Source organism: Pediococcus stilesii, from assembly GCF_001437075.1.
Classification (GTDB): domain Bacteria; phylum Bacillota; class Bacilli; order Lactobacillales; family Lactobacillaceae; genus Pediococcus; species Pediococcus stilesii.
In genome coordinates, this window is sequence record NZ_JQBX01000017.1 from 1 (window position 1) to 12,423 (window position 12,423).

The 12,423-nt window shown below is 39.6% G+C and carries 10 protein-coding genes; 9 read left to right on the plus strand and 1 reads right to left on the minus strand.

The window, feature by feature from the left end; all coding sequences use genetic code 11:
- The first annotated feature begins 227 nt into the window (after positions 1-227).
- The 5 genes from IV81_RS07450 (at position 228) to IV81_RS07470 (ending at position 5,833) form a co-directional block, all read left to right on the plus strand.
- Positions 228-1,511, plus strand: coding sequence for an APC family permease (locus IV81_RS07450; RefSeq protein WP_057803836.1), 1,284 nt, complete (start codon positions 228-230; stop codon positions 1,509-1,511).
- Between the two features lie 87 nt (positions 1,512-1,598).
- Complete coding sequence (locus IV81_RS07455) at positions 1,599-2,957, plus strand: FAD-dependent oxidoreductase (protein ID WP_057803838.1); 1,359 nt, start codon at positions 1,599-1,601, stop codon at positions 2,955-2,957.
- Positions 2,958-3,104: 147 nt separating this feature from the next.
- Positions 3,105-3,896: a pyrroline-5-carboxylate reductase gene (proC, locus tag IV81_RS07460; RefSeq protein ID WP_057803840.1), complete on the plus strand. Its 792-nt coding sequence runs from the start codon at positions 3,105-3,107 to the stop codon at positions 3,894-3,896.
- Between the two features lie 64 nt (positions 3,897-3,960).
- Positions 3,961-5,106, plus strand: a complete 1,146-nt coding sequence (gene nagA, locus IV81_RS07465; RefSeq protein ID WP_057803843.1) for an N-acetylglucosamine-6-phosphate deacetylase — start codon at positions 3,961-3,963, stop codon at positions 5,104-5,106.
- Positions 5,107-5,131: 25 nt separating this feature from the next.
- A complete protein-coding gene (locus IV81_RS07470) occupies positions 5,132-5,833 on the plus strand; it encodes a GntR family transcriptional regulator (RefSeq protein ID WP_057803845.1) in 702 nt (233 codons plus the stop codon).
- 86 nt (positions 5,834-5,919) lie between these two features.
- Here the strand turns inward: IV81_RS07470 and IV81_RS07475 are convergent, their stop codons facing one another.
- The gene (locus IV81_RS07475; protein ID WP_057803847.1) at positions 5,920-6,642 is read right to left on the minus strand and encodes a WecB/TagA/CpsF family glycosyltransferase; all 723 of its coding nucleotides are present in this window, start codon (positions 6,640-6,642) and stop codon (positions 5,920-5,922) included.
- Positions 6,643-6,751: 109 nt separating this feature from the next.
- Here IV81_RS07475 and IV81_RS07480 point away from each other — a divergent pair, with 109 nt between their 5' ends.
- From IV81_RS07480 to IV81_RS07495, 4 genes are all read left to right on the plus strand, one after another.
- Positions 6,752-8,215, plus strand: a complete 1,464-nt coding sequence (locus IV81_RS07480) for a nicotinate phosphoribosyltransferase (protein ID WP_057803848.1) — start codon at positions 6,752-6,754, stop codon at positions 8,213-8,215.
- A gap of 19 nt (positions 8,216-8,234) precedes the next feature.
- Positions 8,235-9,053 carry an ammonia-dependent NAD(+) synthetase gene (gene nadE, locus IV81_RS07485; protein ID WP_057803850.1) on the plus strand — a complete coding sequence of 273 codons (819 nt, stop codon included), beginning with the start codon at positions 8,235-8,237 and terminating at the stop codon, positions 9,051-9,053.
- Between the two features lie 225 nt (positions 9,054-9,278).
- The gene (locus IV81_RS07490; protein WP_057803852.1) at positions 9,279-11,927 is read left to right on the plus strand and encodes a cation-translocating P-type ATPase; all 2,649 of its coding nucleotides are present in this window, start codon (positions 9,279-9,281) and stop codon (positions 11,925-11,927) included.
- A 12-nt stretch (positions 11,928-11,939) separates the two neighbouring features.
- Complete coding sequence (locus IV81_RS07495) at positions 11,940-12,374, plus strand: hypothetical protein (RefSeq protein WP_057803854.1); 435 nt, start codon at positions 11,940-11,942, stop codon at positions 12,372-12,374.
- Positions 12,375-12,423 lie beyond the last annotated feature (49 nt).

Below are 12,423 nucleotides of genomic sequence, written 5' to 3' on the forward strand. Positions count from 1 at the left end.
GCTGGTTCGATCCCAGCTAGCCCAACTAAATGAAAGCTTCACATCAATCGATGTGAAGCTTTTTTGTTATTACAAATAGACGAAAAAATGATTATTCATATAAGCACATTTCAAATAAATAAGTTCCCATTTTTTACTTAAGGTTAGTTTTTACGATATTGTGAAAACTTCATCGAGGCCATCTTTGCCGTACTTTGTTAGAATTGAGGAAAATGTTGGAGTAGGTGATGATTTTGAATAAGAAAAAAGAAGAGCTATCTTTTACAAGTGTTCTGCTGCTCGGAATTAATGGAATCATTGGATCGGGCATTTTTTTACTACCAGGTAGCCTTTATCAGCAGGCAGGAATCTATAGCTTGGTTGCGATTCTATTTGCAGGAGTTTCGACACTATTAATCGCATTAAATTATGCCGTTATGAGTTCTAAAATTGATGAAGATGGTGGGGCATGGATTTATGCTAATACCGCTTTTGGACCAGATGTCGGATTTCAGGTTGGATGGTTTACCTGGTTTTTGGGAGTCATCACAATTAGTACGGAAATCGCGGCATTTTTAACGACGCTGAAGGGAATTTTTCCTGCCGTGGCACAACGAAGCTTGTATATAATAATTGCGACCGTAATTATTGGAATTTTGGCAATCATCAATCTTTTTGGCCCCGGAGCCACTAAATTTATTGATAATATTTCAAGTACTTTAAAAATCAGTATGTTACTTGTTTTTGTGATTGGTGGGTTAATATTATTTGTAAAACACCCCGTGGCACTACCAAATACGGTGAAAACTTCAACTGGTGGAACAGTGGACGCTTTTACAACTTCATTTTATATGTTTACGGGCTTTTCTTTTTTGCCAATTGCGGCAAAAGAAATGCGTAATGCGGAGAAAAACTTACCAAGAGCACTGATTACGGTAATTTTGGGTGTAACGGCAATTTACTTATTAACACAGTTTATAACAATGTTTCTTTTAGGCAGTGGCTTGGTAAATGAAAAGCTACCAGTAGCGATTGCTTTTGAGCACGTAGTCGGAGCGGTCGGAAAAATGATTGTGCTTGGTGGGATGCTGGTTTCAACGTTGGGCGTAGCAATTGCGGTATCTTTTGATTCACCCGTTGAATTAGCGTCATTATCAACTGAAAAAGATTTATTACCAGCCGCTTTTGGGAAAACCAATCGATTTCAGGCTCCCATTTTATCGGTGATCGTCACCGCAGGACTTGCCATTGCACTTGTGGCAAGCGGAAGCTACCTGTTTTTAGTTAATTTAATTGTTTTTAGTTCATTTATTCAGTATATTGCCACAATTCTGGCTTTACTAAAACTAAGAAAAGATCCGGATCTACCTAAGGGGATGCATTTAATTGGAGGAGATTTGGTTCCGTTGTTGGCACTCTTAATCATCGTTGTTTTATTTGTGAGATTTACTTTTGTAACTTATGTAATCGGAGTTGCTTTTGCTATTATTGGAGGATTAATATATTTAGTTCATAAAAGGGCAATGCCGTGATCCGGTTATTTTAAATAAGCAAATTGTTCGATATCAGCTAGTTACTAACCTATACTGTATTTATCACAGTTTATGGTGGAGGACAAAATGATTAAAGCTAAGAATGTATATATTGGTTTCGGAAAAGCGGCTAAGACACTTGCTTTTCGTCAAGCACAACGTGGTGAATCAGTCGTAGTAATCGAAAAATCTGATCAGATGTACGGTGGAACATGTATCAATATTGCGTGTATTCCATCTAAGTTGTTGTATGAATTATCTGACAAGCCACAGGTCGGTGGTTTAAAAGATAACTATAAAATGGCAATCACTAAAAAAAGAAGTGTCATTGGTAAATTAAGATATAGTAATTTTCATAAACTGGCGGATCAAAAGACAGTCAAAGTTTTGAACGGATCGGCTTCGTTTGTTGACCAACACACGTTAAACGTTAAATATTTAAATGGAACGACAGAAGAAGTAGTGGGTGAAAGAATTTTTATTAATACCGGTGCGACATCTACAATTCCAGATATTCCAGGATTAAAAGAAAGTTCAAGAACCGTTACTAGCACAGATTTATTAGATCAAGATCACTTTCCCCAATCTTTAGCCATTATTGGTGGTGGGTATATTGGGATGGAATTTGCAACGACGTATAGTCAATTTGGTTCCAAAGTGACGATGATTAATCGTAATGCAGAATTTATGCGTGGAATGGACCAAGATGTTTCCCAAGCGGTAAAACAGAACTTTGATAAAGCCGGAATTGAGGTGCTTCAATCAGCCGAAGTGGTTCAGGTTCAAGATCAGGATTCGCGTGCCGTATTGACTGTCACTTCTAATGGACGTGAATCACAAATAACGGTTGATACGATTCTCGTTGCCACTGGACGAAAACCCAATATTCAAGGTTTAAATTTAGATCAAGCAGGGGTTAACTATTCTGAAGCCGGAATTACCGTTGATGATCATCTAAAAACCAATGTTCAAAATATTTGGGCAATGGGTGATGTCCGAGGCGGAGCACAGTTTACCTTCCTTTCCTTAGATGATTATCGAATTGTTTATAATCAGTTGTATGCCGGTGGAACGAAGACGACTAAAGAGCAAGTAATCGTTCCAAAAACAATCTTTTTAATGCCACCATTATCTCAAATTGGCATGTCCGAAAAAGAAGCACTTGATAAAAAAATAGAATATCGTACGGGAAAAGTCGCCGTTGCTGGAATGCCTAAAGCACATATTTTAGGGCATCCGAACGGGTTTTACAAAGTGCTTGTGGATAAAGAGGACCATATCTTAGGAGCCACGATCTACGCTCCAGAAGCACATGAAATCATCAATATTATCAGTCTGGCGATGCATGCCAATTTGCCTTATCAAATGTTGAGAGATCAGATTTATTCCCATCCCACGATGGCGGAAGGATTAAATGATCTTTTCGAAACAATTGGTATGGATTAAAGCTGGTTGGATTATTATTTTTCATGTTTTGAACAAAAGTTAAAAAAATTAGTGGCTAAATGCAGAAAATGCTAGCCGCTAATTTTTTTTAATAGAAATAGGCAATGTGTGATAGGATAAAATAAACACTAACAAGGAGGCTTTAAAATGAAAATTGGTTTTATCGGAGTAGGTAACATGGCTGGTGCGATTATCAAAGGATTATTAAAACAGGGCATCGATGGACAAGATATTCTAGTACATAGTGCACACCAGAGCAACTACGAAACGTTTGCAAAGAAGTTTGGCGTACGAGCGGTCCCAAGCAATCTTGAAATTGTGCGAGACGCGGATACAATTGTTTTAGCCGTTAAGCCTTATGTGATTGGAACCGTAATTGATGAAGTTAAAGCAGTAATTAAAGACGATCAATTAGTCGTTTCAATTGCTTCAGTAGTGAGTGTGGGGGATATTGAACAGTTAATTGGCCGACACGTACCAATTTTAAGAACGATGCCAAATGTGAACGTTGAAATTGGTGAGGGAATGACTGCCGTTAATGGTAACGGACCACTAGATGAAAGCCCCTTCAAAAAAGGCGTTGCATTGTTTGAAACAATTGGGAAAACGATGGAAGTCGAAGAAAAAGATTTCCCTATTTTTTCGGCAATTGCGGGAAGTGCTCCGGCATATGCATATTTATTTATCGACGCTTTATCCAGAGCAGGCGTTAAGTACGGACTATCAAAAGCCGAGTCCACAGCAATTGCAGCTCAAATGGTTAAAGGTAGCGCCGAAATGGTTTTAAAATCAAGTGAAGTTCCTTACGCGCTGATTGATAAGGTTTCATCCCCAGGTGGAACAACGGTTGCCGGGTTATTAGCAATGGAAGAAGCTGGATTTTCAACAGCGGTGGTGAAGGGAATTGATGCCACGGTTGGAAAAGAAATTGGTAAGTAAAATCTTGTTTTTTGGTCTATACCGATATATAATAAACCTAGATTAAAATTTAGGAGGAAAATTCATGAGTATAGTTTTGCGTCATGCTACTATTTATACTGGTTTAGAAAAAATCGAAGACGGTTATATCCGTTTTGGTAAAACAATTGAAGCTGTTGGTCCAATGAGTGAATATAAAGCTCAAGGGGATGATCAAGTTCAATTTGCGGGCGAAAAGGTAATTGTTCCTGGCTTTATCGATGTACATACTCACGGTGGATATGGATTTGATGCGATGGACGGTGATCCAGAACAAATTAACGAAATGGTTAACCAAGCCGTGATTAATGAAGGTGTTACAAGCTTCTTCTGTACAACGATGACTCAGTCCAATGAAAACATCGAAAAAGCAATGCGCGGTGTTGCTAAAGCTGCAGAAGAAAATCCAGTGATCCAAGGTGTTCATTTGGAAGGTCCTTTTATTTCAACAAAATATAAAGGTGCGCAACCAGAGCAATACATCAAAGATCCAGACGCTGAATTACTTGGAAAATGGAATGAACTTTCAGGTGGCCGGGTTAAATTAATTACAATTGCTCCCGAACATGAAGGATCAGATGCATTTGAATCATACTGTTTAGATCATGGAATTGTGCCATCAGTTGGTCATTCCGACGCAACACGAGCACAACTTTTAAATAGTACCGTTACTCATGCTACTCACCTTTACAATGCCCAGCGTGAGTTCAAACATCGTGAACCTGGTGTTACTGGACATGTTATGCTGGAAGATAACATCTATGCTGAATTAATTTGTGATGGTTTTCATATTGTTCCCGATATGTTAAAACTTGCTTACGAAGTTTTGGGCTCAGAAAGAATTGATCTAGTTACGGATTCAATGCGTGCTAAGGGTATCGCTGAAGGCGAAAGCGAACTTGGTGGCCAAAAAGTATATGTTAAAGACAAGCAAGCACGTTTGGAAGACGGAACATTGGCAGGATCAGTTCTTGCATTTGACGACGCATTCAAGAACGCAATGAAGTTCTTTGGTTGTGGTATCGAAGAAGCTGTTCAAATGAGTTCAGTTAACCAAGCACGTGAATTTGGTCTAGATTCAAAGGGAACACTAGAAGTTGGTAAGGATGCTGATATCAACGTTTTTGATACAGATCTTAACAAGTTAGAAACATACAGTTATGGTAAGAAGTTTTCGAAGGAAAATAATTAGTTAATAATTTAATAGGGGTACAAACATGAATTCACCGGTGTATATTCAAATTCATAATGAAATCAAAAAAGCTATTGAGGCAGGAAAATGGAAGGTAGGAGAGCGTATTCCGGCTGAGCGTGAGCTTTCAACGCAGTTTAGTGTTAGTAGAATGACTCTTCGCCAAGCTATTTCAACTTTGGTTGATGAAGGAATTTTGGAACGTAAGGTGGGTTCGGGCACCTATGTTGCTAGTCAAAAGGTTCAAGAAAAGGTATCCGGAGTGACTAGCTTTACCGAGCTAATGGAAGCACAGGGTAAAAAACCCTCTAGCCGAACAATTTCATACCATACGAGTGAACCTTCGCTGAGCGAAATTGAGAAATTGCAGTTAAACGACGGCGATCTTGTTTTGCGAATGGAACGCATTCGTTTTGCAGATTCAGTACCAATTTGTTACGAAACAGCTACCATTCCTGAAAAGTTAGTTAGTGATTTCAGTAAATCTGAAGTTACTAAGTCACTTTATAAGACACTTGAGGAAAAAGCGGGCTTAGTCATTGGTCGAGCAGATCAAACCGTTTCGGCAATGCTAGCTTCAGAAAGAGTATCCGAGTACTTGGATATTAAGCGTGGTGATGCGATTTTACGTCTCCACCAGCTTTCATATGCCCAAGATGGTACACCGTTTGAGTATGTTCGGACACAGTATGTTGGCGAACGTTTTGAATTTTATTTAAATCGTTAATAAAACAATTAAAAAACAGTAAAACTGCGGCTAAAACTGCCGTTGTTTTACTGTTTTTTTAATTACATCGAAGCTTAGCAGAGAATCTATTGTTTTCTTTTTAAAAAAGATTCAAGCAAGAAGATTGGTAGTACGATTTGACGTTTGATTCGTTTGGGATCGGTAATTAAACGGTATAGCCATTCGATATTATGTTTTTGCCAAAAAAGCGGAGCGCGTTTAACATTTCCGGCATAGACATCAAAGCTTCCTCCGATTCCCATCCAAATGGCGGAAGCAACTGACTGGTGAGCGCTGATAAATTCTTCTTGTTTCGGAAAACCGGTTGCGACGAAGACAAAATTGGGTTTTGTTTTCTTTATTTCTTCAACGATGGGAGCCTCATTTTTAAAATAGCCATCGTGATAGCCAACAATGTTAATTTGGGGAAACTCGCTATGAATCTTTTGAACGACGGCTTTAATAACAGAATCTTTGCTGCCTAGAAGGTACACCTTTGATTGATGGGTATTGGCCCACTTCAAGAGGTCGTTGAAAAGATCGAAGCCCGTGATTCGTTCGGTTAATTTTGTGTTAGTAAATTGAGAAGCTTTAACAATTCCAATTCCATCGGCAACGAGGTAGTCGGCCGATTTAACGATTTTAGAATAGTTGGGATGCTTTCGGGCATACATTATAATTTCAGGGTTTGCGGTAATAATAAATCGTTTCTTTTGATGGAGTAAATCGGGCTGAAGTTGCTCCAGAAAATCATCTTTTGTGGTTTTTAAAAAGTTGAATCCTAAAATATTAACAGTTTTAAAGGGCATAAAAATTCTCCTAGTATTATAAATTGCGATTTGGCTCATAAATGATAGAATTAATACAACTGTAATGACAGTAATTTTTATAAAAATAGAGAGTAGGGGCATAATCATCATGGTAAAAGAATTTCCAGATGACACATTAACATTACATACAGACGCATATCAAATCAATATGATTGAGACATATTGGGATAAGGGGATCCATAATCAAAATGCAATTTTTGAAGTGTTTTTCCGCAATATGCCGTTTGACAATGGATATGCTGTTTTTGCTGGATTAGACCGAGTTATTGAGTACATTAATAATTTACATTTTTCTGATAGTGATATTGAATATCTACGTGACGTAATGGGCTATCCCGACGACTTTTTAGACTACTTGAAGGACTTCCGTTTTACGGGAACAATCCGTTCGGCAGTGGAAGGTGACTTAGTCTTCAACAATGAACCGATTTTACAGGTTGAAGGACCTTTAGCAGACTGTCAACTGATTGAAACGGCGCTTTTAAATATTGTTAACTATCAGACTTTAATTGCGACAAAGGCTGCCCGAATTAAATCAGTCGTTGGCTCAGACAAACTGCTAGAGTTTGGAACACGCCGGGCACAAGAGATGGATGCTGCAATTTGGGGCACCAGAGCGGCATACATTGGTGGTTTTGACGCAACAAGCAATGTTCGTGCGGGAAAACTATTTGGAATTCCTGTTAGTGGTACTCATGCCCACGCGTTGGTTCAATATTACATGAATGATTATGATGCTTTCAAGGCCTATGCTACAACTCATCACGATTGTGTTTTTCTAGTGGACACATTTGACACTTTAAAGAGCGGTGTTCCAAATGCAATTCGGGTCGCAAAGGAAATGGGCGATAAAATAAACTTTCTTGGTGTTCGAATTGATAGTGGTGATATGGCTTATTTATCAAAACGGGTTCGCGAACAACTTGACGAAGCTGGTTTTCCAAACGCCAAAATCTATGCATCAAATGATCTGGATGAAAAGACTATCCAAAATTTAAAAATGCAGGGTGCTAAAATTGAGGTCTGGGGAGTTGGAACAAAGCTAATCACGGCTTATGACCAACCAGCATTAGGCGCGGTTTATAAGATGGTTTCGATTGAGCATAATGGCAAAATGATCGATACGATTAAACTATCAAATAATGCTGAAAAAGTTTCAACGCCGGGTAAAAAACAGGTTTGGCGAATCTCAAGAAAATCAGATGGAAAATCTGAGGGTGACTACATTACGTTGTGGGATGAAGACCCTCGTGAAGAGCAATCGCTGTACATGTTCCATCCTAATTATACGTATATCAATAAGACGGTCACGGATTTTGAGGCACGGCCATTGTTGCAAACAATATTTGAGGATGGAAAATTAGTGTATGATCGCCCGTCACTTAATGAAATTAAGAAATTTGCCCGCCAAAGTTTAGACTCGCTTTGGGACGAATATAAACGAGACTTGAATCCACAGGACTATCCGGTAGATCTATCCCAAGACTGCTATGATAATAAGGTAGCTATCATTAAAAATGTCCGTGAATACGTCAGTAAATTAAAATTTTAATAAATTCTAGGTGAAAAAATTGCGTAAATTACAACAAGAAATTATTGATACTTTGAGAGTACAGCCAACGATCGATCCCGAACAAGAAATTCGCCGAAGCGTTGACTTTATGAAAAATTATCTAAAGCGGATTCCAGGATTACGATCTTTGGTGCTAGGGATTTCCGGTGGACAGGATTCAACGTTAGCTGGGGCACTCGCTGAAATGGCAGTGCGTGAGTTGCGTGAAGAGACTGGAGATCATACTTACAAATTCATTGCGGTTCGGTTACCCTATGGAATTCAAGTGGATGAATCCGATGCAATGCGAGCCATCGAATTTATGCAAGCCGATGAGGTTGTTCGGGTTGATATAAAACCAGCGGCCGATGCAATGGTCGACGCGCTTGAAGCAAATGGAATAAAAATCTCGGATTTTAATAAAGGCAACATTAAAGCGCGTCAAAGAATGATTGCACAGTACGGCATCGCTGGCAATAATGCTGGAATTGTCATTGGAACCGATCATGCCGCCGAGTCAGTTACTGGTTTTTATACCAAGTTTGGCGATGGAGGTGCCGATATTGTTCCTTTGTGGCGTCTGGATAAGCGCCAAGGCAAGGCGATGTTGAGATACCTGAATGCACCAGTCGAATTGTATGAAAAAATTCCGACGGCCGATTTAGAAGACAATCGTCCAGCGCTTCCTGATGAGGTGGCACTAGGAGTTACGTACGATGACATCGATGATTATCTTGAAGGACGTTCAGTTGATGACGATGTGGCGGAGAAGATTGAAGGATGGTATAAACGCACGGCGCATAAGCGAGCATTACCATATACCGTCTTTGATAATTAAATACTTAAAGAAAGTATAAATTACTTGTGTTTATGGTGGCGAGTCCTTTATAATACGAATATAAACATGAGGGAGTAACTTGCAGCTCGTCTGTGGTAATATCACCAGCAAGAATAAATCTGGTATTATCTTAAATTAGTGAGACTCATGTGTGTGGGAAAAGATCCTTGCGCACATGGGTCTTTTTTCATACATAAACTATTTTAGTTCGGAGGAATGAGAATCATGGATAAAAAAATATGGGAACTGACGGCTGACGAAGTTTTAAAAAAGGAAGAAAGTCAACGAACGGGCCTGTCAAATGCAGAAGTCGAAAAGCGAACAGAGAAATACGGTAAAAATGTTTTAGCCACCAAGGGAAAAACAACGTTACTGCAAAAATTCATTGAGCAATTTAAAGACTTAATGATTATCGTCCTTTTGGTTGCGGCATTGATCTCTGTTTTTGTTGGTGAAGGCGTTGACGCGATCATCATTTTATTAGTAGTCGTTTTAAATGCAATTTTCGGTGTTTTTCAAGAATCAAAAGCAGAAGAAGCTATCGATGCGTTAAAGGGACTAGCGGCCCCGCAAGCCCACGTTCGTCGAGATGGTCGGGTTCAGACGGTAAAAAGTGAAGAAATTGTTCCGGGTGATATTGTGATTCTAGAGGCGGGTGACATTGTCCCAGCGGATTTACGATTGATTGAGTCGGCTTCTATGAAAATGGAAGAAGCTGCTTTAACTGGAGAGTCCGTTCCGGTCAATAAAACCATTAATGTGATCGAAGAAGAAAACCCCGCATTGGGGGATCGAAAGAATATGGCCTTCATGAATAGTAACGTCACCTTTGGACGGGGAGAAGGTGTAGTTACCGGAACCGGGATGCAAACCGAAGTAGGCCGCATTGCCGACTTAATCAACAACGCAGAAGAAACGACCACGCCGCTCCAGCAAAATCTGGCTAAGTTAAGTAAAACTTTAACGTGGCTAATATTAGCAATCGCCGTAATCGTTTTTATCGTTGGTATGGTTCGAGGACAGGAAACAATTATTGACATGCTCCTAACTGCAATTTCGTTGGCTGTAGCCGCGATTCCAGAGGGATTGCCGGCAATTGTCACGATTACCTTGGCGCTAGGGACACAGCGAATGGCAAAACGGCATGCTATTATTCGAAAATTGCCTGCCGTTGAAACACTTGGAAGTACTGAAATTATTGCGTCAGATAAGACGGGAACGCTGACTCAAAACAAGATGACGGTTGAAAAAGTCTTTATTGATAATCAGCTGCTGGATTCAAAAGATGTGACTCCAGATGCAAATCACAAATTATATGATTTGATGATCCTAAATAACGACACGAAAAAAATTGATAGCGAGTTGGTTGGTGATCCAACGGAAACGGCATTAATTGCATTTAATGACGAAAAAGATTACACAACGGATCATGTTATTAGCCAATATCCACGAGTTGCGGAAGTTCCATTTGATTCTGAACGTAAATTAATGTCAACGGTAAATAAACTAACAGATGGAAAGTATTTGTTAACCGTTAAGGGAGCGCCAGATGAACTGCTGAAACGAACCACGAGCTATGTTGTTAATGGCGAAATTTTACCAATGGATGAAGCCGAACTTCGTCAAATCCGGGATACAAACCATGAATTAGCAACACAGGCAATTCGAGTGCTCGGTTTTGCTTATCAGGTATCAGATGAAGTTCCAACCGTTTTGGAAAGTGATGTCGTTGAAAAAGATTTGATTTTTGCTGGTCTAATTGGAATGATTGATCCAGAACGTGTCGAAGTAGCCCAGGCGGTTCAAGAAGCCCATGAGGCTGGAATTCGGACATTGATGATTACGGGAGATCACCGCGATACGGCGGGCGCGATTGCAAAACGTCTAGGAATGATTACGGACGCTGAAATCGATACGGCCGTTATTACCGGTGCCGAACTGGATCAACAAACCGATGCCGAATTAGCTAAAAATGTTGAAGATTATGTCGTTTATGCACGTGTTGCACCAGAGCATAAGGTTCGAATTGTGAATGCATGGCAAAAGAAAGGCAAGATTGTTGCAATGACGGGGGATGGAGTTAATGATGCGCCATCACTCAAACAGGCCGATATTGGAATTGCGATGGGAATTACCGGAACCGAGGTCTCCAAGGGCGCCAGTGATATGGTGCTAGCGGATGATAATTTTGCGACCATCGTAGTTGCCGTAGAAGAAGGCCGAAAAGTTTTTGCGAATATTCAAAAGGCGATTCAGTATCTTTTATCTGCCAACCTGGGTGAAGTCTTAACACTATTTGTAATGACGATGATGGGATGGCAAATCCTGGCTCCAGTGCATATCTTGTGGATTAATTTAGTTACTGATACATTTCCAGCAATCGCCCTTGGGCTTGAACCAGCTGAAAAAAATATAATGAAACAAAAGCCACGTGGTAAAAAATCAAGCTTCTTATCGGGTGGAGTTTCGAGCAATATCATCTATCAAGGATTGCTGGAGGGAATCATTACATTGTTCGTTTACGCGATGGCATTACGTTTTCCAGATCATGCGGGCGAGGCCCAAATTCATGCTGATGCGTTAACAATGGCGTTTGCAACCCTTGGATTAATTCAGCTTTTCCATGCGTTTAACTCTAAATCAATCCATGGTTCAATTTTTAGTGCAACAACTTTAAAAAATAAGTTCTTTAATTGGTCAATTCTAGTTTCATTTATACTACTGGCAATGACCATCGTCGTTCCAGGATTAAATGATCTATTCCATGTCAGCAACTTAAATCTCCATCAATGGACCATCGTAATTCTTTCTTCAATATCGATGATTGTTATCGTCGAAGTGGTAAAATTAATACAACGGAGTTTAAAGAAATAACGGGGAGAGAAAATGAGAGCTAATATTCAAACGTACGCAGGATTGATATCCAGGGTAACGGATGTTTTGGAACAAACGGGTGAACAGGTTGACCCATATTTCCAGGAATTAAAAAAGTGTTTACAATTGGGTCAGGTAGAAGAATTAGATCAAAGTCGATTGGCTGAAATAAAAAGTCAATTTCAAAAAGCTACGGATCGTTACCAATCAATCGAAAAAGAGATTGTTAATGAAAAAGCGCCAGTCAAATTAATTGGCAAGCATCAATTATTAAAACGGGATTATGTGCGCTACGTGGCGGAATGCCAAAAAATGGTTGATGCTGTCGATTTGGAACACAAAAGAATTGATGTTCATGCGTTTAGCAATTCTGAAAAGAGCCAAGAAGATATAATGGCTCAGATTACGAAGACGCTAACGAGAATTATGAACCTACTAATTGGCTAATCTTTTATGATGGTTTAAATAGGCTGAGGTCGTCACTGAGTTTTTGACT

What these genes read in the sequence shown, in the direction of transcription:
- IV81_RS07450 (WP_057803836.1), top strand. Translation starts at nt 228, where the DNA reads ATGATTTTGAATAAGAAAAAAGAAGAGCTATCTTTTACAAGTGTTCTG.
- IV81_RS07455 (WP_057803838.1), top strand. Translation starts at nt 1,599, where the DNA reads ATGATTAAAGCTAAGAATGTATATATTGGTTTCGGAAAAGCGGCTAAG.
- proC (WP_057803840.1), top strand. Translation starts at nt 3,105, where the DNA reads ATGAAAATTGGTTTTATCGGAGTAGGTAACATGGCTGGTGCGATTATC.
- nagA (WP_057803843.1), top strand. Translation starts at nt 3,961, where the DNA reads ATGAGTATAGTTTTGCGTCATGCTACTATTTATACTGGTTTAGAAAAA.
- IV81_RS07470 (WP_057803845.1), top strand. Translation starts at nt 5,132, where the DNA reads ATGAATTCACCGGTGTATATTCAAATTCATAATGAAATCAAAAAAGCT.
- IV81_RS07475 (WP_057803847.1), bottom strand. Translation starts at nt 6,642, where the DNA reads ATGCCCTTTAAAACTGTTAATATTTTAGGATTCAACTTTTTAAAAACC.
- IV81_RS07480 (WP_057803848.1), top strand. Translation starts at nt 6,752, where the DNA reads ATGGTAAAAGAATTTCCAGATGACACATTAACATTACATACAGACGCA.
- IV81_RS07490 (WP_057803852.1), top strand. Translation starts at nt 9,279, where the DNA reads ATGGATAAAAAAATATGGGAACTGACGGCTGACGAAGTTTTAAAAAAG.
- IV81_RS07495 (WP_057803854.1), top strand. Translation starts at nt 11,940, where the DNA reads ATGAGAGCTAATATTCAAACGTACGCAGGATTGATATCCAGGGTAACG.